This window comes from Mesorhizobium sp. B2-1-8, assembly GCF_006442545.2.
In the GTDB taxonomy this organism is placed as follows: domain Bacteria; phylum Pseudomonadota; class Alphaproteobacteria; order Rhizobiales; family Rhizobiaceae; genus Mesorhizobium.
Map to the genome: position 1 here is coordinate 5,763,439 of NZ_CP083952.1, position 23,408 is coordinate 5,786,846.

Sequence of the window (23,408 nt, forward strand, 5' to 3'; positions counted from 1 at the left end):
CTAACTGATCGAGGGGGTACATTATACCGAAAGAACCATCCTCGCGATCGCAGGGCGGAGAACCAGGGAGGATACCTATGACGAGGATCATGCTCGGCAGTGCGGTCCTGCGCGGCACTGTCGTCGGAGTTTTGGCGGCATCGCTTATGTCCACGTCGGCGCTGGGTGCGCCGCCGGTCGACCTGAGCAAATGGTCGCCCGAATATGTGCGCTCCATCGCCGGAACACAGGATTTCGACACGGCCGGCGATTGCGCCAAGATCACCCCGCTCGATTACAAGGGGCGACTGACTTTCTGGTATCAGGGCGTGTTCGAGGGCGACCCCGACCTCCTGCGCCAGTACTACAAGGATTTCTTCGAGACTTTCCGCAAGACCTATCCGAACATCCAGCTCGAGGAACAGGCACTCACCTATAACGACCTTCTCGACAAATTCCGCACGGCACTCCTGGGCAATGCCGCGCCGATGGCGGTGCGCCTGCAAATCCTGGGCGGTACCGAATTCGCCTCGAAGGGCTACCTGCAGCCGCTCAAACCCGAGGATGTCGGCTATTCGACCGAGGATTTCTGGCCCGGCGCCATGAAGGCCGTGACCTGGGATGGGGTGACCTACGGCATACCGACGAACAACGAGACGATGGCGTTCATCTGGAATGCCGACATCTTCAAGCGTGCGGGCCTCGATCCGGACAAGGCTCCGGCAACCTGGGACGACGTCGTCAAATACTCCAAGCAGATCCACGACAAGCTCGGCATTGCCGGTTACGGCCTCGTGGCTCGCAAGAATGCCGGCAATACGCCCTATCGCTTCATGCCGCAGTTGTGGGCCTATGGCGGCGGCGTCTTCGACGAAGCCACCGCGAATCCGACTTACAAGGAAGTGGAGCTCGACAGCCCGCAGAGCAAGGCGGCGCTGCAAGCCTCATACGACATGTATGTTCGCGACAAGTCTGTTCCGGTTTCGGCACTTACCAACCAGCAGGCCGACAACCAGCCTCTGTTCGTCGCCGGCCAGTTGGGCATGATGATCTCGCACCCGTCCGACTACAACGTCATGCTCGACCTCCAGGCCAAGGCGACCGGAACCGACAAGGACAAGGCGCAGACCGTCATCGACAACATGCGCTACGGCCTGATCCCGACCGGCCCCGACGGCAAGCGCGCCGTCGTGTTCGGCGGCTCGAACATTCACATCCTGAAGCCCGAATATGTAGAGGGCGGCAAGGTGGACGAGCCGGCGGCGAAGGCGATCATCTGCATGTGGACGAGCCCTGAATGGTCGCTGAAGATGGCCTATGCCGGCTCGAACCCGGGCAACCTCAACGGTTTCAAGACCAAGTGGATGAAGGAACGTCTGGACAACATCAAGTTCCTCGATGTCACGACCTCGATGCTGCCGTATGGCATCCCGTTTCCGGCGCTGCCGGAGTCCCCCGAGATCATGAACATCATCGTCCCGGACATGCTGCAGAATGCCCTGACCGGAGCGATGACCGTCGATCAGGCAGCGGACGACGCGGCCAAGAAGGTGAAAGACCTGATGGGCGGACTCTAGTCCGGACCTGACCTCCGATCTGGCCGGCTGCGCCGAGAGCGCAGCCGGTTCATTCCGAAGAACAAGGGCACGCCACAGTGACGATCGTGACCGGCAAGGCCGAGGCTCGCCGAAAATTGCAACCCGGCAGGTCCGGCGCGTTGCGGAACGTCTGGGAGCATCGCGCCGACTATGCATACGTGCTCCCGGCGATCGCCGTGATGCTCATCGTCATCGCCTATCCGATCTACTACACGATCGAGTTGTCGTTCTATAAGACGCCGCCTGGTCTGCAGCTCCGCGACAAGACATTCATCGGCTTCGAAAACTACACCACCATCCTCACCAGTGAGGTGTTCTGGAAGGTAACCTGGAACACCCTGATCTGGACATTCGGGTCCACCTTCATCTCTTTTGTCCTGGGGTTTGCCACGGCGCTGGCGCTCCACCGCGACTTTGTCGGCCGCGGTGTCCTGCGTGCCATCCTGATCATTCCTTGGGTGATCAGCGCCGTCGCCGCCTCCTATATCTGGAAGTGGATCTACCATTCGGATTTCGGCATCATCGGCGCGGTGCTGGTGGGCTTCGGACTGACCGACCGGCCGCCCAATTTCATCGACAACGTCAGCACCGTGCTGCCCTCCCTGATCGTCGTCAATATCTGGCGCGAGTTCCCGTTTGCCATGATCATGATGATGGCCGGCCTGCAGACTGTCCCCGACCAGTTGTTGCGCGCCGCCAAAGTCGACGGGGCCAATGCGTGGCAGCGTTTCTGGCACGTCACCTTCCCGCACTTGCGCAACGTCTCGGTGGTTACGATCCTGCTGCTGGCGGTAGCCAACTTCAATTCCTTCATCATCCCCTGGATCATGACCGGAGGCGGGCCGTCGAACGCATCGCATATCTGGATAACCCACATTTACGAGCTCGCCTTCGGCCGCCAGCGCTGGGGCGTGGCATCCGCATATTCGGTGCTCCTGTTCCTCATCCTGATGGCGCTGGGCTATTTCTACGTCCGTGCGCTGAGCGGCAATGAGCGGAAAGAGGGGAGCGCATGAGCACGATCGCCGAGACAGCCTCTCGAGGCCGGACCCGTCGCCGCATGCGCGTCGACGGATGGCGGTGGGCCGGGCGCATCTTCCTGTTGTTCATGCTGCTCTACACCGGGGTGCCGATGATCTGGATGCTGGTCACCTCCATCAAGTCCGGCTTCGCGGCGACGCAATTCCCGCCACAATGGTGGCCGGACGAGCCTACGCTTGCCAGCTACCAGAAGCTGCTCGATCCGCAGAACAGTGTCGGCCAGGACTTCCTGCGCTTCTTCTGGAACAGCCTGTTCGTGTCGACCGCCACGACAATCCTTTCGGTGATCGTGGCCGTCCCCGCGGCCTATGCGTTTTCGCGCTTCACTTTCCCGGGCCGGAACTTCCTGTTCTTCGCCGTGCTGCTGCGCAACATGTTCCCGGCGGTGATCTTTCTCGTGCCGCTCTTCATCCTGATGCGCGCGATCGGGCTGGTGAACACGCATGGCTCGCTGATCCTGACCTACCTCACCTTCGGCCTGCCCCTGGCGATCTGGCTGCTTAAGGGCTTCTACGACAATATCCCGGTGCAGCTCGAGCAGGCGGCGCGCATCGACGGGGCAACGCGGTTTCAGGCCTTCATCATGATCGTGATGCCGCTCTCGACGCCGGGGATCATCGCCACTGCGATCTATTCCTTCATCGGCGCGTGGAACGAATACATCTACGCCTACACCTTCCTCTCCAAGAACGACCAGCTGACGCTGCCGGTCGGCATCCAGCGCTTTTTCTCGGAAAATACGACTGACTTTCCGGGCCTGATGGCGGCGAGCTTCATGATGAGCGTGCCCGTCGTGGTGCTGTTCCTCGTCCTGCAACGATACTTCGTACGCGCCCTGACAGAAGGCGCGGTCAAGCATTAGGGAGTTGCCGATGGCCCACGTGGCCCTCAAAGATCTCGTCAAGACCTACGGCAACTTCAAGGCCGTCAACGACGTTTCGCTGACGGTCAGCGACGGCGAGTTCGTTGCGCTCGTCGGCCCTTCAGGCTGCGGCAAGACAACCACGCTCAATCTCGTCGCGGGGCTGACCCCGATCACCTCGGGCGACATCGTCATCGGGGACCGGGTGGTCAACGATCTCGACCCCAAGGACAGGGACATCGCAATGGTGTTCCAGAACTACGCGCTCTATCCGCAAAAGTCGGTCTATATGAATCTCGCTTTCCCGCTGCAGATGCGCAAACTGCCCAGGGACGAGATCGACAAGAAGGTCAAGGAAGCGGCGCGGGTGCTCGACATGACGCACCTGCTCGAACGCAAGCCGCGTGAACTTTCGGGCGGGCAGCAGCAGCGCGTCGCCCTGGGCCGCGCGCTCGTGCGCGACCCAGCGGTGTTCCTCATGGACGAGCCGCTCTCCAACCTCGACGCCAAACTGCGCGTGCAGATGCGGTCGGAGATCAAGCGCTTCCACCAGGATCTGAAGGCGACGATCATCTATGTAACGCACGACCAGCTCGAAGCCGTGACGATGGCCGACAAGATGGCGGTGATGAACGGTGGCTTCCTGCAGCAATACGATTCACCGGCGCAGGTCTTTGCCCATCCGGTGAACATGTTCGTCGCCAGCTTCATCGGCAGCCCGGCGATGAGCCTCATTCCGCTGGAGGCGTCCTCCGCGAACGGCGGAACCGTGTTGACCAGCGCGGAGGGTTGGAGCCTCGGGCTCTCGCCGCGCAACGTCCAGAAGGTCACGAAGGCAACGACCAAGAAAGTCGTACTCGGCGCACGTCACTCGACGATCAAACTGCACAAGAGCGCGGTGTCAGGCAGCATCCCGGCCAAGATCTACACGGTGGAGCCAACCGGAGACGTCACCTTCGTGCAGGCGTTCCTGTCCGGCGCCATCGTCAATGTCAGCGTGCCGCCGAACATTGCCGTCGCGCCCGACGAGCGTATCTGGCTCGAGTTCGACCAGGAGCGGATGCATCTGTTCGACGGCGAAACCGAAATGGCCCTCGAGGCCGACTGAGACAGGGCGGAATGCTTGTGGGACGTGGATGACTGCGAAGCTTAAGATCACCGCGATCAAGCCCTATCCGGTGTGGGTGGGAACGCGCAACCAGATGCTGGTCAAGGTCGAGACCGACCACGGCATCTTCGGCTGGGGCGAGAGCGGCCTGAGCGGACGCGAGAAGGCCGTGGCCGGCGCGGTCGAGCACTATCGCGAGTTTCTGGTCGGCCGCGACCCCATGCAGATCGGGCGGATCTGGCAGGAGGTTTATCGCAGCCAGTATTTCGAAGGCGGGCGCGTTCTGCAGGCGGCGATATCCGCCATCGACATCGCCCTTCACGACATCAAGGGCAAGGCGCTGGGGGTGCCGGTCTACGAGCTGCTGGGCGGCAAGCAACGGGACCGGATCCCCACCTTCGCCTCGACCGGAGACGAGGCCGAGGGCGATGTTGCCATCGAGCGGGCCCGCGAACTGCGCGCCCAGGGCTGGCAGGCAATCCGCTTTTTCCCCGTCGGGCAAAACAGCAGGGACATCTTCGAGCCCCGCGAGTCGATCGGCGCTACAGCGACTATGCTGAACAAGGCGCGCGGGGCGCTGGGCGACGATGTCGTCCTCGGCATCGACTATCATCATCGGCTGTCGGTGGCGGAGGCGGCGAGCTTCTGCAACAAGCTCGACCGCGGCGTGCTCGATTTCCTCGAGGAGCCGATACGCGACGAGACGCCGGAGGCCTACGAGTCCCTGCGCACCATGACCGACATCCCCTTTGCCATCGGCGAGGAATTTGCAAGCAAGTGGCAATTCCTGCCTTATATCGAGCGCGGCATCCACCAGTTCAACCGGCTCGATATCTGCAATGTCGGCGGGTTCACCGAAGCGATGAAAGTCGCCGGCTGGAGCGAGGCGCACTATGTGGACCTGATGCCACACAATCCGCTTGGTCCAGTATGCACGGCCGCGACCGTGCATCTGGCCGCCGCGGTACCCAATTTTTCGTGGCTGGAGACAAGGGCGCCCGAAGCAAAGCTTGGCTTCGACAATTCCGAATTCTTCCCGGTGCAACCACGGCTCGACGGCCCCGATTATCTCGTCACCGATCTGCCGGGGCTCGGCGTCGAGGTCAACGAAGAGGCGGTCCGCGCGCAGAGCTTCCGTTTCTGGGAAGCGCCCCACCTCAAGCGCCGCGATGGTTCTGTCACGAACTGGTAGTTCCCTTTCAATCGGAGTCCACAATGACGCATACTTCCGACATCACGCGGCCGCCCAAGGATCTGATCGACGCGCTAAGGGAGATCGGCGCCGCGACGGTCGCCGGCACGCTTGGCCATATGGGCTTCCGCAATCCGCACATGGTCGGTCCGGTGGCGCAGAACCACGGCAAGTCGATCGTCGGGCCGGCGCTGACGCTGCAGTTCATGCCGCAGCGGCCGGACCTCTTCACCGAGGGCGAATATGCCGACCCGGAGACGCAATTGCACCGGCATGTGCTCTACCACGCGCAGGAAGGCGACGTGGTCGTGGTCGACGCGCGCGGCGACATGAGCTCGGGCGTCTTCGGCGATATGATGTCGACGTATTTCAAGGGCAGAGGCGGCGCGGGTATCGTCATCGACGGGTGCATGCGCGACCGGCCCAATGTCGAAAAGCTCGATCTGGCGCTATGGCTGCGCGGCTGGACGCCCAACTACCATGTGCAAACCAGCATCTATCCCAATGCCGTCAACGTTCCGATTGCCTGCGGCGGTGTCACGGTGATCCCCGGCGACATCATCGTCGCCGACGATGACGGGGTGGTGGTGCTGCCCGTCGCAATGGCCGCGAAGGTGATCGAGGAATCCCAAAAGCATCACGAATGGGAGGAATTTTCGCGCATGAAGCTCATGGAGGGCGGGTCGTTGCAACGCTATTATCCGCTGCACCCAAGTGCCAACGAAGAGTATGAGGCTTGGCGGAAAGCCAACCCGAAATTTCAATAGTCGGACGACGCAAAACTCCGCGGTCACCGATAGCTTTGGCGCGTGGCCAACCGTGCCGATGTTCTCGGTGAAGTTTGAGGAGAAAAAAGCCACCCATACCGAGTTACGTGAGTTGGCGGACAGCTCCATCAATGCCGGCGCCGTCGGCCAACAAATTCTTGCACCAAGCTGATCGTGTCACCGATACCTTGCCTGGTTCCATTTATGGCCAAGCAGCGAAAGGATGATGATCAGCCCGTTGAAGAACTGGACGTAGAAGCCGCTCAGGCCAGCCGCCACGACGCCGGTCTGGATGAACGACACCGTGACCGCGCCGATCGCGCCGCCGGCCACTGTGCCGATACCGCCCCAGGTCGGCGTGCCGCCGACGAACACCGAGGCCAGCACCGGCAAGAGATAGCCGTCGCCTGCCGTCGGCCACCAGGTGAAGTTGATCATCACCGAGAAGGTGCCGGCGATCGCGGCCCCGATGCCGACGAAGACGAACACTTTCACCCGCACGCGCTTGACGTCGATGCCCATCTGCTGGGCACTGTCGGGATTGTCGCCGACCACCTTGACCTGCGCACCGAAGCGGTGGCGGTTGTAGAGCAGCGCCGAAAGGACGACGAAGGCGATGGCCCAGAATATCTGCACTGGGACGCCCAGGATCTGGCTGGAAAAGATCCTGTAGGCCCAGCTGTCGGCAAGGCTGGTCAGCGACGTCGATCTGCCCTCATTGATGATCTGGATCAGTCCACGCAGCAGGAAATTCATGCCAAGCGTGGCGATCAGCGACGACAGCCCGCCATAGACCACCAGCGACCCGACGAGGAAACCGAGCAGCGTGCCGGTGACCAGCGCTGCCACAATGCCGAGGAACGGATCGTAGCCGGCCTGCACCACCAGCGCGAAGACCCAGGAGGCAAAACCCATCGTCGCGGGAAACGACAGGTCGATCTCGCCGCAGGTGACGACGAAGACCAGCGGCACGACCACGAACAGCGCCACGGGAAGCGTGGTGAGCACGGCGCTGTAGAGATACCAGGTTGTGAAGACCGTCGGGTTGGCGATCATGAACACCGCCATCATGACGATGAACACGCCGAGCGTGCCAAGCGACGCGCGGTTGTCAAGGATGAAGCCGCGCATCCAGTGATCGGACGGGTGCTTCCACTCGTTCTGGGAACTGCCTTGGCGGGAAGTGCCGGCCGCCGGCTCGTGCAGATTGGGCTCCATGGTCTTGCTCATCGTGCTCTCTGCTCCGCGTCGCCGGTGTCGTGCAACCCGGCCAACCCACCCGGATGTGCGACGTCTTCCATGAAATTGATGAGATCTTCGGCCGACTTGACCTCGCTCCGGTCGGCTGTGAGCGCGACCTTGCCGCGATCCAGCACCACGAAGCGATCGGCGATGTCGAAGACATGATGGATGTTGTGGCCGATGAACAGGATCGAGCGGCCGCTCGCCCGCACCTGGCGCACGAAATGGAAGACCTTGGCGGTCTCGGTCAGAGACAGCGCCGTCGTCGGCTCGTCGAGGACGATCAGTTCCGCCTGCTTGTAGATGGCGCGCGCGATCGCCACGCCCTGACGTTCGCCGCCCGACAACTGGCCGACGATCGAGTGCGGCGTGAATACTTTCGAGGTGAAGCCTATCTCGCGCATCAGCCGACTCGCCTCCTCGATTTCCTTGCCGACCTTCAGCCAGCCGAGAAAGCCGGTGAGTTCGCGGCCCATGAAGATATTGCGCACGATCGTCTGCTGCACGGCCAGCGCCCGGTCCTGGAACACCGTTTCGATGCCGGCCTCGCGCGAACGTGCCGCATTCCATCCGGTCACCGGCTTACCGCGGATGAGGATCTCGCCGCTGGTCGGCTTGACCACGCCCGACAGGATCTTGATCAGCGTCGACTTGCCGGCGCCGTTGTCGCCGATGAGGCCGACCACCTCGCCGCGGTCGACGCTGAGATTGACCCCGCCAAGTGCGTAGACGTGGCCGTAGGACTTGGCGATATCGCGCAGTTCTATGAGACGTTCGGCCATCGGATCCTCGCTTGACTGTTACGCACCAGCGGTCCCGCCGGCCGGGGCCTGATCCCGGCCGACGGCTTGGGAGCTCAGCGCAGCGCCTGCTTGGCGAGTTCCGCGACGATCTCGTAATTCTCCGGCGTGACGAAGCCGGCGCCGGTGTCGACATTCATCGGCGCAAGACCCAGCACCACTTGCTGGCAAAGGCTGAGGATCGGCAGATAGCCCTGCAGGAACGGCTGCTGGTCGGCCGTCAGCTGCACCCAGCCGCCCTTGAAGCCTTCGACGATCTGCGGGCTGGTGTCGAAACCGAAGTTGAAAATATCGCCGGGCTTGCGCCCCGCCGCCTGCATGTAGGTTGCGACATTGCCGAGCATCTGGCCGCCGGGATAGCCGACCGCCTTGATGTCCGGGTGATTGAGGAGCGCCGCCGTGATCACCGGAATGGCGAGGTTGGGGTCGGAAGCCCATTCGCCGCTCGGCGGCGAGGACAGCTGGATGACCTCGACCCCCGCTTCCTTCAGCGCCGCCACCGTGCCGCGCTCGCGCGCGCCCCGGTTCTCGTTCTCGAACGGGCCGATCATGATTGCCTTGTCGCCGGCCTTGAGCTTGCCGAGCTTGAACGCTTCGGCGCCGAGCGCGCGGCCCTGCTGTTCCTGCTGCGCGCCGACATAGCCGCCACCGAACGCGGCCGTCACCTTCGGCACCGGGACGTTCTGGTACATCATCTTGATGCCGTCCTTATGCGCCTCTTCGGCGAGCGGCATGATCGCGGCGTCGCCCGGATGGCCCATCATGGCGATGCCCTGAGGCTTGACCGCGACCGCTTCGCGCAATTGTTGCACCATCTTCTCCGCGTCCCATTGGGAGAAGATGTAGTCGACCTTGGGCCCGAGATCGGCCGCGGCCTGCTTGGCGCCATTGTAGACGATGGTGCCGAAGGCGTCGCCCTCGGCACCGCCGACGAAGAAGCGGATGTGAACGTCCTTGCACCATTGGGCGTCGAGCGCCTGCGCCGGCAAGGTGGAGATTGCGGCGGTAAGCGCCGTGGCCGCCGCCACGACGGTCGTGCGCAGAAGTGTCGTTCTGATCGCGATGCTCATGCACGTTCCTCCCATTGTTTCCCTCGTCAGCCGAGGGGGCCTTTGAACGATTGCTTTGGCAGTACCACTTGCGGCCGGCTCCTCCCGCCGACCGATCCTCACGCCGGATTTGGCAGGTAGCTCGCACCTCCCCGGCATAGCTTGAGATACTCCAGCGCCCGCGCCTGCCCCGTGATCTCGAGGTCACCGCGATAGACCGGATCGTGCCAGCCTTCGATGTCGATGGCGCCCTTGTACCCGGCCAGCCGCAATTCGCTGATCACCCGCGTCCAGTCGCTGTCGCCGAAGCCCGGCGTGCGCATCTGCACGAACGGCAGCCGGCCGAACACCCCGTGCTCGCGAATGACGTCCCAGCGCACCGTCGCGTCCTTGCCGTGGACGTGGAAGATGCGCGGTGCCCATTTGCGGATCTGCGGCATCGGATCGATCAGATACACGAGCTGGTGGCAGGGCTCCCATTCGAGGCCGAGATTGTCGTCAGGCAACTCGTTGAACATCAGCTCCCAGGCATCCGGATTGTGGGCGATGTTCCAGTCTCCGGCAGCCCAGTTGCCGTCCATCGCACAGTTCTCGAAGGCGATGCGAACGCCCTTGTCGGCGGCGCGCCTGGCGAGCGGCCCCCACACCTCCCGAAAGCGCGGCAGGCTGTCTGTCAGCGGCTTGCCGCGGAGCCGGCCGGTAAAGCCGCAGACCATCGAGGCGCCGAACAAATGCGCATTGTCGATGACCGTCTCCCAAGCCTGGAGCACGCCACGGTCGATATCGCCGCCCTCCAGCGGATTGCCGAACACGCCGAGCGAGGACACCGTGACATCGGCGTCGCCGATCGCCTCGTGGATCTGGCCGGCCAGCCGGGGCAGGTCCTTGCCACCCAGCGTCTGCCAGAAGAAGGGCTGAATGCTCTCGAAGCCGAGCGGCAGGATTGCCTTGATGTAGGCGGCCGGGTCGTCGAGGTTGGCCCGCACCATGGTGCCGATCCTGATGTCGAGAAGCGGGTTTGGCATCAATGTGCTTCCTTTGCGATCATCACGCGGCGTCCGGTTTCGGCGCTCTCGATGGCGCCAAAGACCATGGCCAGGCTCTTGATGTTGTCGGCGCCGCGCGTTTCCGGCTCGGTGCCGGTCTCGATGGCATGCATGAAATCCCTGATGATGCCGAGATGGCCCTCGACGCGGTCGGCGGGATCGAGCGCCGGCACCTCGATTGGCTGGATTTTGTCGAACATGCCGTCGCGGCCCGGCACCACCACTTCCGCCTTCAACCCGTCATGGCCGTCCCAGATCAGGCTGCCGCGCTCGGCGACGATGCGCCAGCTGCCCTCCCAACTGGTGCGGAAGCCGGCCGCGCACCAGCTGCCCGCATAAGTGAAGACCTTGCCGCCACCGAGATCGAAGACCGCGCTGGCCGACGAGCCCTGTCGGTACCAGGAATTGGCCGGTTCCCATTCCTGGCAATGGACGCCGGCCGGCTCGCCATCGACCATGTAGCGGGCGGCGTCGAATGTGTGGATCGCCATGTCGAGCAGCAGCACATGCGCCATCTCCTCGCGAAAACCGCCGAAATGCGGCGCAACGAAAAAGTCGGCGTGGATGCTGGTCGGCTTGCCGATGGCGCCGGAGTCCAGAAACCTCCGGATGCGTCTGACATTGGCGACGTAGCGGCGGTTTTGGACGACGGCATGGATGCGCCCGGCCTGGCGGGCGGCCTCGACGATGGCGCGGGCATTTTCCGGGCTATCGGCGAGCGGCTTTTCCGTCAGCAGATGGCAATGATGGGCAAAGGCGGAAAACGCAACGTCGCGCCGGGCGGCGGGAACCACTACATCGAACACCGCTTGCGGTCGGGTCTGGTCGAGCACGGCGTCGAGGCTGGTGCCGATGACGGCACCACCGAGGTCGTATTCTCGCGCCCTCGCCTTCGCCCTGTCGGCATCGAGGTCGACAAGGCCGACAATGGCAAGCCCATCGATCCGCCGCGCGGCATCGAGCCAGGCCTTGCTCATCGCTCCGCAGCCGACCAGGACGGCGTCGATCATCCAGCACTCCTCCCTCTCGGCCCCTCCAGGCCGATCGTCCCGGCGTTCACGGCATTACCGCAAACGTTTCTCCGTAAACGTTTACGAGAACACACCCGAAGGCGTAGAATGTCAATCGGCAGCCCACGAAAATCGTCGTTGCGCCTTGGCCCGGGCGGCCACCGGTGCTAGCCAAGCATGGGGAGAAACAGTCACTTGGCGTCCAGCATTCACGACCTTGCCCGTCACCTGAACATTTCGATCGGCACGGTATCGCGGGCGCTGAACGGTCGCGCCGACGTCAATGCCGACACGCGCCAGCGCGTGCTCGAGGCGGCCAGGGCTCTCAACTATTCGCCGAACCAGTCCGGCCGCAGTCTCAGGCAAGGCGCCACTCGTTCGATCGCCTTCATGCTGCAGCCGCATCCGGGCGACCAGGAATATGGCGAGCCGTTCTTCATTCCGTTCCTGACTGGGTTGCAAGGCCGGCTCGCCGAAAGCGGGCTTGACCTGATCGTGGTGATGGGCGCGCCGGGCGACTATCAGCAGGAGCGCCTGCGGCGTGTCGTCGAGACGCGTCGTGCCGACGCGGTGGTGCTGGCCTGGACGCGGCGCGAGGACGAACGCATCGACTATCTCACCCAGGCCGGCTTCCCCTTCGCCACGCTCGGTCGCAGCCGCTCCGGCGACAAGACCTATCCCTCGCTCGATCTCGATTTCGAAAAAGCAGGCGCCGACGCGGTCGACCGGCTGGTGGCGCGCGGCCATCGCCGCATCGCCGCCATCCGCCCATCGCTCGATCTCAATTTCGGCTATCTGTTCGTCGACGGCTATCGCAAGGCCTTGCGCAGGCATGGCATCGCCGTCGATCCCGGTCTGATCGCCGACGGCTTCATCAACGAGGCCGGGGGCTACGAAGTGACACCGCGGGTGATGCGCTGCAAGGACCCGCCGACCGCCATCATCTTCAACAATGACGCCATGGCGCTTGGCGGCTGCAAGGCGCTGGCCGAGATGGGCATCAAGCCGGGTCACGACATGGCGGTGACCGTCATCGTCGATACGCCGCTCTGCCGCTATTTCTCGCCGGCGCTGACTGCTTTCCGCCCGGCGCTGCAGCCGATGGGACGGCGGCTCGCCGAAATGCTGCTGGCGTCGCTTCCTGCCTTCGCCGGCGCGGAGGGCCCGCGCATCATGCGCGAGGTCTGGCCGCTGGAGCTAATTGCGCGCGATAGCGATTGATCATACTGATCCCGGTGCGGATCGAGGCTGCGGCTGCCTGAAGCAAAGCGACGCCTGGGAGGAACCCTCACGAGTGAACCTCAGGGAGGGTGCGCCGCTGCCGTATGGCGCTTTGTGGCGTTTGCATCCGATGACTGGCGCGCGTACGCGAAGCCTGTCCACGACCGCTCTTTCGCTCGCTTTGAGGTCTCGTTGCCCGCGAGGTAGACTGCTCGCATGACCTTCAGGCTTGTCTTCCTTGGCACCTCGGCCAGCGTGCCCTCGGCCGAGCGCAACCACCCGGCGCTGCTCATTGAAGCCGGCGGTCAACGGGTGCTGGTCGATTGCGGGGAAGGCACCCAGCGTCAGCTTCTGAGCAGCGGCGCCGGATTCAGGCGACTTGATCGCCTGCTCCTCACGCACGCGCATTTCGACCATGTGCTCGGGATTCCGGGCTTGTTCTCGACGCTTCGGCTCCGGCAGAGCGAGGACCTTGTGACCATTCATGGCAGCGCCGACACTCTCGACGTCGTCGCCCGCATGCTCGCTGGCCTTTGGGGTGAGGGACGCGCGCCGATCCCGCTGCAACTCGTGCCGCTCGTTCCCGGACGCGTGTTCGAGGTGGATGAGTTCACGGTCGACTGCTTTCAAGTTCGCCATCGCGACACCGGCAGCTACGGCTTCATCTTCGAGACGCCGGCGCGTCGTCACCTCCGTCCCGACCGCTTGGTGGCTCTGGGCGTGCCAGACGGTCCGATCCGGAAGGACCTGGCCGAAGGCCGCTCGATTTCTCTCCCCGACGGCAGAATGATTGCACCCGAAGCCGTCCTCGGACCACCCGAAGCTGGCAAGAAACTGATCATTGTAGGCGACGTCGAAACCACCAATGGATTGGCCGACCAGGTGAGCGGCGCCGACCTGCTGGTCATCGAAGCCACATTCCTCGAACGAGATGCAACGATGGCGCGCAACTACGGACATCTGACAGCTGCGGAGGCAGCTTCGCTGGCAGCGACCAGCGATGTAAAGCAGCTCGTTCTTACCCACATCTCCGGCCGCTATCGCGACGAAGAACTTCTCGCGGAAGCCGTCCGGACATTTACGAACAGCCTTGTCGCGACGGATTTCACCACCCTCATCGTCTAGTCGCGCGACATGGACAGCCCTGTGAGAAGCGGAGCGTATGCGGCGAGCCTGCGGGATACGAATTCCGTGAGGAGCCGCACGCGCTTCGTCTTGCGTGTCTCCCCCTGCGTGAGAAGCCAGAGCGTTCCATACATGTGCAGGTCGGTGCCCGGCACCCTCGCCAGCAGGGGGTCGGCATCTCCGACGAAGCACGGCAGCGTCGTGATCCCGAGCCCTTGCCGTACCGCAACGATCTGCGCCTCGCTGTCCGTGGTCCTGAACGGAACCCCCGTGGTGCGAACCTCACCCTCGCGGGCCCAATCCGGAATTCCATGAATGCTTATGACGATCCACCGGATGGGGTCCGGCGCCCCCGCTCGCCACGCAGCCAGTAGATCGCGGGACATGTAGACGCCGCCGAACAGCTCCGGTCCTTTCAGGCCGTGAAGATTGAGCGGCAGGGTTTTGCGGTCGTAGACGACGCGGATCGCCACGTCGGCCTCTCGATTGGTCAGATTTGCCAGTTCGCCGGCCGACAAGATTTCCATCTCGATGTCCGGATGCAGACGCGCGAAATCGGCGAAATCCGGCATCAGCAGGTGTGTCGCGAGGGGCGGTGCCAGCGTCACCCGCAGAAGCCCGCGCACGCTCTCGTCGCGCCCGAAGACGCGCGTCTCCAGCAAGTGCGACGACGCTTCCATCTGGTCCGCGAACTCGAGGACCTCCTCGCCCGCAGCCGTCAGGCGGTAGCCCGAAGGCAGCTTTTCGAACATCTGCGCCCCGAGGCGTTCCTCAAGTTGGGCGACGCGTCGCAGCACGGTCGAGTGGTTCACACCGAGGCGCTCGGCGGCGGCCCGCACCGAGCCTCCACGCGAGACGGCAAGAAAGTGGCGAATGTCATCCCAGTCGATCATGGTGCAATCCCGCACCGCGTGGTGCGCTTTCCAAAGTCCGTATCGAACGCATCGTACAGCAGTACGGCCGCCATCATAGCTTATATCGACGAGCGCGACCCAATTCCGAACGACTGATACCGATCGTCGCGGCACGGCGTCAGTCGTCCAGCCGGATCGATTTTGCACCACCGATGTGCGCGCTTCCTCACTCAACAACTGACGCCGGCGGACCCATTTCGAGGTTCTCGGAGGCAGATGCTGTCCGACATCACAAAAGGAGAAGTCATGGGAAAGCTAGACGGTAAAGTTGCAGTCGTCACAGGCGGATCGAGCGGCATGGCGCTGGCGAGCGCCAAGCGGTTCGTCGAAGAAGGCGCCTACGTTTTCATCACGGGCCGGAGGCAGGAGGCGCTGGACGAGGCCATCAGGCTGATTGGCCGGAACGTGACCGGCGTGCGCGGCGATGCGGCCAATCTCGACGACCTCGACCGCCTGTTCGACACGGTCAAGCGGGAAAAAGGCAAGATCGATGTCCTGTATGCGAGCGCCGGCACGGGCGAAGCCGTCCCACTGGGCGAGATTACCGAGCAGCATTTCGATGCGACCTTCGGCCTGAATACGCGCGGCACGCTGTTCACGGTTCAGAAGGCGTTGCCGCTGTTCAACGATGGCGGATCGATCTTCATGACCGGATCAGTGGCTTCGGCGAAAGGTTTTCCTGGTTACAGCGTGTATGCGGCGAGCAAGGCGGCGTTGCAGGCATTCGCACGCGGGTGGCTCAACGAACTGAAGAGCAGGAATATCCGGGTGAACGTGCTGCACCCGGGGCCGATCGCCACACCGATGCAGGACCAAGTTCTCACCGAGGAGGCGAAGCGGATGTTCGAATCCCTGATCCCGCGGGGAAGGATGGGGCGTCCCGAGGAAATTGCGGCGGCCGCGCTGTTTCTGGCTTCAGACGATTCGAGCTTCGTGAATGGGCTGGAGTTGTCTGTCGACGGAGGATTCTCGGCGATCTGAAATCGCGCCGGATCGCGGGAAGCGGCTGATCGGCGGGAACAGACAACCCGGTGCCGTTGAGAGCCGGGGAACCAATATCAACATGGATCGGAGAAGTATCATGAGCTATGCGATTGTAGGATTCGGTAAGATAGGCCAGGCCCTCGCCCGCGCCTTTGCCCGTAAAAACATCGAGGTGGCCGTCGCGAGCCGCCGGCCGCCCGAGGCGTTGGCGCCGCAGGCTGGGGCGATTGGACCCACGGTCGTCGCCAAGTCGTTGCGGGACGCGCTCGAGGCCGACATGATCATCTTGGCGGTCCCGTTCGGCGAGCATCGCGAGGTTGCGAAGGCCCTGCCGAGTTGGAAAGGCAAGACGGTCATCGACGCGATGAACGCGTTAGTCCCCCCTGAGGAGTTGGACGGTCTCCCGTCCTCCGCCTTCGTCGCGAAGGCGTTCACCGGCGCCAAGTTCGTGAAAGGCTTCAATCACCTGATTGCGGCCACTTTGGCAGCCGATCCGATCGTCGAGGGCGGGCACCGGGTCGTCTTTCTGTCGAGCGACGACGAGGACGCGATCGCTCCCGTGGCGGCCTTGGCCAAACAACTCGGGTTCGCACCCGTCAAGCTGGGAAAGCTCAACGAGGGTGGCGCGCTGGTGCACGCACGCGGCCGTGTTTGGGGCCAGCTCATCTTCCAGGATTTGTTCAAGAAGGAGCAGTAATCGATGTACGACCGTGTGATTTGGCCCGAGAAGCACGATCCCAAAACGTCGGCCATCTATGCGCTCAATGACATCGACGCGAAGGCGCCCCCTCAAGTGGTATGGAGGCTGCTGGCCCACGCCGAGAACTGGTCGAGCTACTTTCCTGCCGAGGATCAGGTCAAGATCCTGACCGGTGAGCCGGAACTTGCGCTCGGAGCCAAATACAGCCGGGTGACGGTCGGATTCCCGATGAGTCTGGTCGTGACGGAATGCGAGCCCTTCCGCAGGCTTGCATGGGCGACGACCGTCGATGGCGACGAGACCGGCTCGAGCGCGTACCACGGCTGGGTCATCACTCCCACGAGCAATGGTTGTCATGTGCTGACCGAGGAGACACAGCAAGGCCCCCGGTTCCTCGAGGAACTCGGACGCAAGCATCCCGGTGCGCTCTACCGCTATCACCAGAAATGGGTCGAAAGCCTCGCCCGCGCGGCGGAGGCGGATGTCGCGAAAAAGGCAGGTTAGTGCATTTGTCCTGAAGCCTGGGCCGCACGGGCCAGGTTTCAAGGCTCTCGGTCGAGGGGAACGATGCGCTTCAGCGCATCGATCGCCTTAGCCGCTCACAACAACAACAGGAGATGAATGACATGAATATCAAACTCAAGGGCCGGACGGCGATCGTCACCGGGTCGACGGCAGGCATCGGCCGCGCCACCGCGGAGGGTTTAGCTCGCGCCGGGGCGTCGGTCGTCATTAATGGCCGTGGGAATGCCCGGGTCGACGAGGCGGTGCGGCAGATGCGCCAGTCTTTCCCGGACAGCGAGATCTCCGGCGTCGCCGCCGATCTGTCGACCGCGGAGGGCGCCGACACATTCTTCGCGCAGGCGCCCGACGCCGATATCCTCGTGAACAATGTGGGTACGGCTCACATCCGGGACTACAACGGCGTCGAGGACATCGCGAAGATCCCCGACGAGGACTGGCTTGGCCTGTTCCAGCTGAACGTGATGAGCGGCGTGCGCATGACGCGTCACTACGTGCCGCGCATGGTGGCGAAGGGCTGGGGCCGCGTCGTGTTCGTGAGCAGCGAGTCCGCGGTCAACATTCCCAAGGAGATGCTCGACTACGGCATGACCAAGACCGCGCAACTCGCGGTATCGCGCGGTCTTGCCGAGGCGGTCGCGGGCACGGGTGTCACCGTCAATGCCGTCCTGCCGGGACCTACCCGGTCTGAGATCCTGGGTGACTTCATGGCAAAGCAGGCTGAGGCAAACGGAATCATGCAAGAGGAAGCCGAACAAGGCTTCTTGAGGACTATGCGTCCGACCACCCTCATCCAGCGTTTCGCGACCACCGACGAGGTCGCCAACATGATCGTCTATGTGTGCTCGGAGCAGGCCTCCGCAACCACTGGCGCGGCTCTGCGCGTGGATGGCGGCGTGGTCCGCTTCGTCGCCTAAGCGTCTAGCCTAGCCCGGCAGCGGCGGTGTCGGTCTGTGTCAACAGCCATGCAAACAGTGCCAGCGACGTAACACCAGGCGCGAGCCACCACCCGCCCTCCCTTCGCGAACGCACGTCCAGAAGCTGAAACAGCCGGCGATCTCGAAGAACGCGGCGGCGACATAGACAATCGCGGTTTTGATCACCGGCGCTTCCTTCGACCCGTAAGGGGCGCGTCGCCGGACACCGGCTCCGCCATGTCCTTGAGGATCACGCAGTCCGGTCCTGGGCCTCCGCAGCAGATTGCATCGCAGCGTTCGATGAAATCGGCCAAGGTGCGTTCCAGTCCTTTCAATTCCACGACCTTCTCGCGTACCGCGCCGAGATGAACCTGCGCGATGGAGCGCGCCTCCATGCACGACCGGTCACTATCCTCCGTCAGCTTGACCAGCGAGCGGACCTGTTCGATTGGAAATCCGAACTCGCGACATTGCCGGACGAAAGCCAGCCGTCTGCGGTCGGGCTCGTCGTAGGTCCGTTGGCCGCCGGCACGCCGTGCCGGAACAGGTAGCAGCCCGATCTCCTCATAGTAGCGGATAGTGGGCGCGTTCGTGCGGGTTCGCTGCGCGAGTTCGCCTATTTTCATGACGTCGGCTCCTTGTTCGAAAGGACTTGAACCTCAAGCTACTTGAGGCCTTATGTTCTGGCTAGAACCGATCGCCAGGAGAGGGAACGAGAATGAAACCGCACGAAGCCCTGGCCGGCCATCGAGCCGATCGTTGTCGCTGCGCTTATCGCGCGATAGCCGCCGAGCGACACTTGACACTCGAAGGAGGAAGTCGATGACAAACACTAACGCCAATGGCCGCTCATGGCGGAGAGCCATCGGCATCGGCGTGATCATTGCGGTGATTACAGCCATCGTGATGCTTGCACTGACAGCTGCCGGCGCATCGCCTTTTCCAAAACCACCTTCGCTGGCTTTCGCGGAGACCTTGTTGGGCCGGTCGCTGCCGTTGCCGGTAGGCTTGCTGTTCCACGCCGCCTACGTGACATTCTGGGCGGTGATCTTCGTACGCTATTTTTCGCGGCGCGATCTCACGACGGCATTGGCGCTCGCCGGAGCACTTTGGCTGGTGATCCTTGTGGTCTTCTTCCCATTCGTGGGGTGGGGGCTTGCAGGATTCAATGTCGGTCCGAAACTTATTCCGGCGTCGTTCGTGCCGCACTTGGTGTTCGGACTATTGCTCTGGGGACTGGACAAATATCTGCCACACAAAGCCTTGCGCACTTCGCATTCCAGTTGAACTGCGGTTGTTTCAGCAAATGCGTCGTTCGACTACTATCGATGTCTATCGCTGAGCAGCACTTTCCTGGAGCCCGCTATTTTACTCTATTGTACTCCGCAGTACTACCTGCCACTCTCACCCGATTGCTCAAATTGCATATAACCTATTGAGTTCACTGTCGAATAGTTTTCAACGCCGCGCGAATGCCGACATGAAGACCGTCAAAAAGTTACGCTTCTGATTTAAAGAGAAAATCGTCGCAAAAAAATTTAGGGGTTTCACCAACTATCGGAGACGGTCGGTTGATTTCCAGACCTCGGGACGTTTGGCTGCGCCCCGACGCCGCCTGCAAAAATACCGTCAGCTTAGGCAGTCGCGACGGCCCGCATCCTCGGCTGACCTATCCGAGAGTTTGACTGGCCAGAGCATAAGTTACCGGTGAAGCTGCACCGTCGACCGCAAAATCGGCGAGGCGTTTGCCCATCGACATGGTCAGTACCGTGTCGAAGACCGGCATTCCGCTGTGCGCCAGAAAGGCGGCGAATTCGCCGCTTCCCATATGCGTGTCCACCCGGAGGAAACTGCCCGAATGATCGGCGATGTGCGGCCGGACCACTGCGATGGCATCGGTATCTCGCTCCGCGATGACCGGACCGACGACATGGCCGCGGCCGAAGGGCCGGCAGAGAGCGAAGGCCTTGAGCGCCCCCTCGTCGAAGAGCCCGTAGCCAACAGATTGTTCGAACAGCTTTTCGACAAGTGCCGCTCTATGCACTCCGAAACCGACCGCATCGAGCGCGATGATCGCCGGCAAGTGCTCGGCCACCAGCCGGCGCAACTCGCCACACTCCCTGTCTATTCCAGCCGCCGTGGCGGCGCGGGCAATCCCATGGCAGTGATAGACGGTCTTCTCCGGCTTGAAGTCGAGCGAAAGATAGAGCCGCTTTGCCGCCCGGGTCGCATTGAGGCGCAAGTCGCGCCCGACCACGTTGTCGAAGACCCGCTTCATCAGCCACTGGCCGGCTCCCAGCGTCTGCAGCCGCGGCGAGGTGATGACCATCCCAACGGTCGCGAAATCGTCGCCATGCGGGAACCACATGGCCGAGCCGAGCACCCGGCCGATCTCGTCGAGCGCAACGAACCCCCGTCCCGATTCGCGCAGGAATTGCCAGTCCTCGGCGCGATGCGGCCATCCCACGGATAGAGAGTGCGCGTGCAACCGGTCGAGTTCGACGCCTTCGATGTCGCCGATCCGCATCGAGAAGGCATCGATTTTCAAGCTTCCGGACGGCTTCAATTCCATGCCTCTGAAAGACCGCGTAACGAGTGAAACACAGGCCACCCATGCTCCTGCCAACGCTAAAACAAACCATCGATACGATTTGCTAGAAAGCCGCACATCAACGCAAGATTCAACTGAAACACTTCCGCTTTCGGCACGCAATCGCGAAAGAAGCCGCACATCCTCTTTCGAATTGTTGCAGCTTATGGTCGACGGCACCAATCGGCGCACCCAAATGTTTGAGGGCAGGAATGGACGTCTTCGATATCCTCGACCGCCTCGTCGCCTTTCCATCGGTCGCCGGCAAGCCAAACGATGACATCGTTGGCTGGATCGAGGCCCACCTCGCGGGGCACGGAATAAAGGTCACCCTACTTCCAGGCCCGGAGGGTAACCGCTCCAATCTTTTTGCAACGATCGGCCCCGCCGATGTGCCGGGCTACATCCTGTCTGGCCACATGGACGTCGTTCCCGCTGGCGAGCCGCAGTGGAGTTCATCCCCTTTCGTGCTGCGTCCGGACGGCGACCGCCTCTACGGACGCGGCACCACGGATATGAAGGGCTTTCTTGCCGCAGCGCTCGCGGCGGTGCCTGCGTTGGCGCGGCTGCGCCTTGCCAGGCCGATCCACCTCGCCTTCTCCTACGACGAGGAGATTGGGTGCCGCGGCGTGCCGCATTTGATCGCCCGGCTTCCCGACCTTTGCGCGAAGCCGCTCGGCGTCATCGTCGGCGAGCCGAGCGGCATGCGCGCCGTGCGTGGCCACAAGGGCAAGGCGGCCGCCCGCGTGATTATCAAGGGGCGGTCGGGCCATTCCTCCCGGCCCGATCTCGGGCTCAACGCCATCCATGCGATGTCCGAAGTGCTCGCCGCTGCCGTGAGTGAAGCCGAGCGGCTGACACACGGTCCTTTCGACCCTGTCTTCGAGCCAGCCTATTCTTCGCTGCAGGCCGGCGTGATCGCGGGCGGACAGTCGGTCAACATCATCCCCGACAGCTGCACGCTGGACCTCGAGGCGCGTGCCATACCCGGTGTCGACCCGGCCAGCCTGCTCGCGCCGGTCAAGGCGCGGGCCGAAGCACTCGCGGCCGGAGGCTTTCGGATAGAGTGGGAGCCAATGAGCGCCTATCCGGCGCTATCGCTGCCGCCGGGCGCGCCACTTGCCGGACTGCTGCACGCACTGACCGGCGAAGCGCCGCTTGCCGCCGTCAGCTACGGCACGGAGGCCGGGCTCTACCAGGGTGCCGGCTTCGACGCGATCATCTGCGGCCCGGGCGACATTGGCCGCGCCCACAAGCCGGACGAATATATTCTCGCCAGCGAACTCACGGCCTGCCAGCGGATGATCGAAGCGCTGGGTGTCCGTTGCACGGCCTGAAGGGGAACCGGAAATGACATTCCTGTTCAATTCCGATGCGCGGCGCGGCGCGGTCTTCGCCGACGCTTTCGCCAAAGAATTGCCGGACATCCCCTTCGCGATTGATGCTGGGACAGTCGATCCCGACACCGTGCGTTACCTGATCACCTGGACGGTGCCGGAGAACCTCGCCCGCTACAGGAACCTGGAAGTCCTGTTTTCAATCGGCGCTGGTGTCGACCAGTTTCGCCTCGAGGCGGTGCCCGGGAAGGTGAAGATCGTGCGCATGGTCGAGGAGGGCATCGTGCGCATGATGCAGGAATATGTGACGCTGGCCGTACTTGCCCTGCACCGCAACCTGCCGGCCTATCTGGCGCAGCAGCGCGCCGGCGAATGGCGTGACGTCCTGCAACTCCAGGCTGGATCGCGCCGGATCGGCGTGCTCGGCCTCGGACAGCTCGGCCAGGCCGTCCTTGACCGGCTGAAGCCCTTCGGGTTTCCCCTCGCCGGCTGGAGCCGCTCGCCGCGGCAGATCGAAGGCGTGACCTGCCATCACGGCGAGATCGGGCTGGAGAGGATGCTCATGGCCAGCGACATATTGATCTGCCTGCTGCCGCTGACCGAGGACACCCGCGGCTTCCTCGATGCCGACCTGTTCGCGAAACTGCCCGAAGGCGCGGCTCTCGTCCACACCGGTCGGGGGCCACAGCTCGACCACGCCGCGCTTGTCACCGCACTCGACCGCGACCGCCTTTCAGCGGCGATGATCGACGTGACCGATCCTGAACCCCTGCCCGCGGACCATCCGTTCTGGTCGCATCCGAAGATCCTCCTCACTCCGCATGTCGCCAGCGTCACCCAGCCCGCGACCGCCGCACGCGCCGTCATCGACAACATCAGGCGCCACCGCGCCGGTGTCGAGCCGATCGGGCTCGTCGACCGGTCGCGCGGTTATTGAAGTCCAACCAGAAAGGCCGTCCTCATGTCGCTGCTCAAAACCGTCGATACCAACCCAAGCTTTTCGCCACGCGAATCCAAGGCGCTGCCTGAGCGGCTGATTGCCGGCGACCCTGCCTTCAAGACCTGGGCGCAGGATGTCGCCAAGGACGACCTCGTCCATACAGGCGTCTGGGAAGCGACCCCAGGCGAAACGCGCTCGATCAAGGGGGAGACATTCGAGTTCTGCCACATCCTCTCCGGCGTGATAGAAATCACGCCCGATGCCGGCGCGACGATGACCTACCGCGCTGGCGACAGCTTCGTGATGAAGCCTGGCTTCACCGGTATTTGGAAAACGATCGAAACGGTGCGCAAGATCTACGTGACCGTGGGATGACAGGATCCGAGCGAGGTGCTGGCCCGCGCGGAAGATTTTGCCGTCCCCCGGACCCAGCACACAACATTCGTCGGTGGCGGAACCCCGAA

The 23,408-nt window shown here is 63.0% G+C and carries 25 protein-coding genes; 16 read left to right on the plus strand and 9 right to left on the minus strand.

The window, feature by feature from the left end:
- The first annotated feature begins 77 nt into the window (after nt 1-77).
- From FJ970_RS28365 to FJ970_RS28390, 6 genes are all read left to right on the plus strand, one after another.
- Nucleotides 78-1,556, plus strand: a complete 1,479-nt coding sequence (locus tag FJ970_RS28365) for an ABC transporter substrate-binding protein (protein ID WP_140756995.1) — start codon at nt 78-80, stop codon at nt 1,554-1,556.
- A 77-nt stretch (nt 1,557-1,633) separates the two neighbouring features.
- The gene (locus FJ970_RS28370; protein WP_140756993.1) at nt 1,634-2,593 is read left to right on the plus strand and encodes a carbohydrate ABC transporter permease; all 960 of its coding nucleotides are present in this window, start codon (nt 1,634-1,636) and stop codon (nt 2,591-2,593) included.
- Complete coding sequence (locus tag FJ970_RS28375) at nt 2,590-3,480, plus strand: carbohydrate ABC transporter permease (protein ID WP_140756991.1); 891 nt, start codon at nt 2,590-2,592, stop codon at nt 3,478-3,480. Before FJ970_RS28370 ends, FJ970_RS28375 begins: the two co-directional genes overlap by 4 nt.
- A gap of 10 nt (nt 3,481-3,490) precedes the next feature.
- Nucleotides 3,491-4,588, plus strand: coding sequence for an ABC transporter ATP-binding protein (locus FJ970_RS28380; protein ID WP_140756989.1), 1,098 nt, complete (start codon nt 3,491-3,493; stop codon nt 4,586-4,588).
- A gap of 28 nt (nt 4,589-4,616) precedes the next feature.
- The gene (locus FJ970_RS28385; protein WP_140756987.1) at nt 4,617-5,780 is read left to right on the plus strand and encodes a mandelate racemase/muconate lactonizing enzyme family protein; all 1,164 of its coding nucleotides are present in this window, start codon (nt 4,617-4,619) and stop codon (nt 5,778-5,780) included.
- A gap of 23 nt (nt 5,781-5,803) precedes the next feature.
- Nucleotides 5,804-6,547: a ribonuclease activity regulator RraA gene (locus FJ970_RS28390; RefSeq protein ID WP_140756985.1), complete on the plus strand. Its 744-nt coding sequence runs from the start codon at nt 5,804-5,806 to the stop codon at nt 6,545-6,547.
- A gap of 177 nt (nt 6,548-6,724) precedes the next feature.
- Here FJ970_RS28390 and FJ970_RS28395 read toward each other — a convergent pair whose 3' ends face one another.
- The 5 genes from FJ970_RS28395 to FJ970_RS28415 form a co-directional block, all read right to left on the minus strand.
- Complete coding sequence (locus FJ970_RS28395; protein ID WP_140756983.1) at nt 6,725-7,777, minus strand: ABC transporter permease; 1,053 nt, start codon at nt 7,775-7,777, stop codon at nt 6,725-6,727.
- On the minus strand, nt 7,774-8,571 hold the full coding sequence (locus FJ970_RS28400; RefSeq protein ID WP_127870434.1) for an ATP-binding cassette domain-containing protein: 798 nt from the start codon (nt 8,569-8,571) through the stop codon (nt 7,774-7,776). Before FJ970_RS28400 ends, FJ970_RS28395 begins: the two co-directional genes overlap by 4 nt.
- A 74-nt stretch (nt 8,572-8,645) precedes the next feature.
- Nucleotides 8,646-9,659, minus strand: coding sequence for a substrate-binding domain-containing protein (locus tag FJ970_RS28405; protein ID WP_140756981.1), 1,014 nt, complete (start codon nt 9,657-9,659; stop codon nt 8,646-8,648).
- Between the two features lie 98 nt (nt 9,660-9,757).
- Entirely contained in the window at nt 9,758-10,663 is a 906-nt protein-coding gene (locus FJ970_RS28410) for a sugar phosphate isomerase/epimerase family protein (RefSeq protein ID WP_181178381.1), read from the minus strand.
- Nucleotides 10,663-11,694, minus strand: a complete 1,032-nt coding sequence (locus FJ970_RS28415; RefSeq protein ID WP_140756977.1) for a Gfo/Idh/MocA family protein — start codon at nt 11,692-11,694, stop codon at nt 10,663-10,665. The genes FJ970_RS28410 and FJ970_RS28415 overlap by 1 nt, the downstream gene beginning before the upstream one ends.
- A gap of 195 nt (nt 11,695-11,889) precedes the next feature.
- Here FJ970_RS28415 and FJ970_RS28420 point away from each other — a divergent pair, with 195 nt between their 5' ends.
- Together FJ970_RS28420 and FJ970_RS28425 are read left to right on the plus strand one after the other, a co-directional pair.
- Nucleotides 11,890-12,915, plus strand: coding sequence for a LacI family DNA-binding transcriptional regulator (locus FJ970_RS28420; RefSeq protein ID WP_140756975.1), 1,026 nt, complete (start codon nt 11,890-11,892; stop codon nt 12,913-12,915).
- A 216-nt stretch (nt 12,916-13,131) separates the two neighbouring features.
- Complete coding sequence (locus FJ970_RS28425; protein ID WP_140756973.1) at nt 13,132-14,040, plus strand: MBL fold metallo-hydrolase; 909 nt, start codon at nt 13,132-13,134, stop codon at nt 14,038-14,040.
- Here the strand turns inward: FJ970_RS28425 and FJ970_RS28430 are convergent.
- Nucleotides 14,037-14,933, minus strand: coding sequence for a LysR family transcriptional regulator (locus FJ970_RS28430; protein ID WP_140756971.1), 897 nt, complete (start codon nt 14,931-14,933; stop codon nt 14,037-14,039). The genes FJ970_RS28425 and FJ970_RS28430 overlap by 4 nt on opposite strands.
- A gap of 267 nt (nt 14,934-15,200) precedes the next feature.
- Between FJ970_RS28430 and FJ970_RS28435 the strand changes: the two genes are divergently transcribed.
- From FJ970_RS28435 to FJ970_RS28450, 4 genes are all read left to right on the plus strand, one after another.
- On the plus strand, nt 15,201-15,935 hold the full coding sequence (locus FJ970_RS28435; protein ID WP_140757071.1) for an SDR family NAD(P)-dependent oxidoreductase: 735 nt from the start codon (nt 15,201-15,203) through the stop codon (nt 15,933-15,935).
- Nucleotides 15,936-16,035: 100 nt separating this feature from the next.
- The gene (locus FJ970_RS28440) at nt 16,036-16,635 is read left to right on the plus strand and encodes an NADPH-dependent F420 reductase (RefSeq protein ID WP_140756969.1); all 600 of its coding nucleotides are present in this window, start codon (nt 16,036-16,038) and stop codon (nt 16,633-16,635) included.
- A gap of 3 nt (nt 16,636-16,638) precedes the next feature.
- Entirely contained in the window at nt 16,639-17,142 is a 504-nt protein-coding gene (locus tag FJ970_RS28445) for an SRPBCC domain-containing protein (RefSeq protein ID WP_140756967.1), read from the plus strand.
- Nucleotides 17,143-17,264: 122 nt separating this feature from the next.
- On the plus strand, nt 17,265-18,077 hold the full coding sequence (locus FJ970_RS28450; protein ID WP_140756965.1) for an SDR family NAD(P)-dependent oxidoreductase: 813 nt from the start codon (nt 17,265-17,267) through the stop codon (nt 18,075-18,077).
- A 39-nt stretch (nt 18,078-18,116) separates the two neighbouring features.
- On the opposite strand, the gene FJ970_RS28455 is transcribed toward FJ970_RS28450, so the two are convergent.
- Nucleotides 18,117-18,263 (minus strand): hypothetical protein, encoded by a 147-nt coding sequence (locus tag FJ970_RS28455; RefSeq protein ID WP_181178380.1) that lies wholly within the window; start codon nt 18,261-18,263, stop codon nt 18,117-18,119.
- Entirely contained in the window at nt 18,260-18,703 is a 444-nt protein-coding gene (locus FJ970_RS28460; protein WP_140756963.1) for a MerR family transcriptional regulator, read from the minus strand. Before FJ970_RS28460 ends, FJ970_RS28455 begins: the two co-directional genes overlap by 4 nt.
- A 196-nt stretch (nt 18,704-18,899) precedes the next feature.
- On the opposite strand from FJ970_RS28460, the gene FJ970_RS28465 reads away from it, so the two are divergent.
- Complete coding sequence (locus tag FJ970_RS28465) at nt 18,900-19,364, plus strand: hypothetical protein (protein ID WP_140756961.1); 465 nt, start codon at nt 18,900-18,902, stop codon at nt 19,362-19,364.
- A gap of 382 nt (nt 19,365-19,746) precedes the next feature.
- On the opposite strand, the gene FJ970_RS28470 is transcribed toward FJ970_RS28465, so the two are convergent.
- Complete coding sequence (locus tag FJ970_RS28470; protein ID WP_140757069.1) at nt 19,747-20,649, minus strand: GNAT family N-acetyltransferase; 903 nt, start codon at nt 20,647-20,649, stop codon at nt 19,747-19,749.
- Between the two features lie 230 nt (nt 20,650-20,879).
- On the opposite strand from FJ970_RS28470, the gene argE reads away from it, so the two are divergent.
- Genes argE through FJ970_RS28485 form a run of 3 tightly spaced genes read left to right on the plus strand, consistent with a single transcriptional unit; the run spans nt 20,880 to nt 23,319 of the window.
- Nucleotides 20,880-22,004: an acetylornithine deacetylase gene (gene argE / locus FJ970_RS28475; protein ID WP_140756959.1), complete on the plus strand. Its 1,125-nt coding sequence runs from the start codon at nt 20,880-20,882 to the stop codon at nt 22,002-22,004.
- 13 nt (nt 22,005-22,017) lie between these two features.
- Nucleotides 22,018-22,941, plus strand: coding sequence for a 2-hydroxyacid dehydrogenase (locus tag FJ970_RS28480; protein WP_140756957.1), 924 nt, complete (start codon nt 22,018-22,020; stop codon nt 22,939-22,941).
- Nucleotides 22,942-22,965: 24 nt separating this feature from the next.
- Nucleotides 22,966-23,319 (plus strand): cupin domain-containing protein, encoded by a 354-nt coding sequence (locus tag FJ970_RS28485; protein WP_140756954.1) that lies wholly within the window; start codon nt 22,966-22,968, stop codon nt 23,317-23,319.
- The last annotated feature ends 89 nt before the right edge of the window (nt 23,320-23,408 follow it).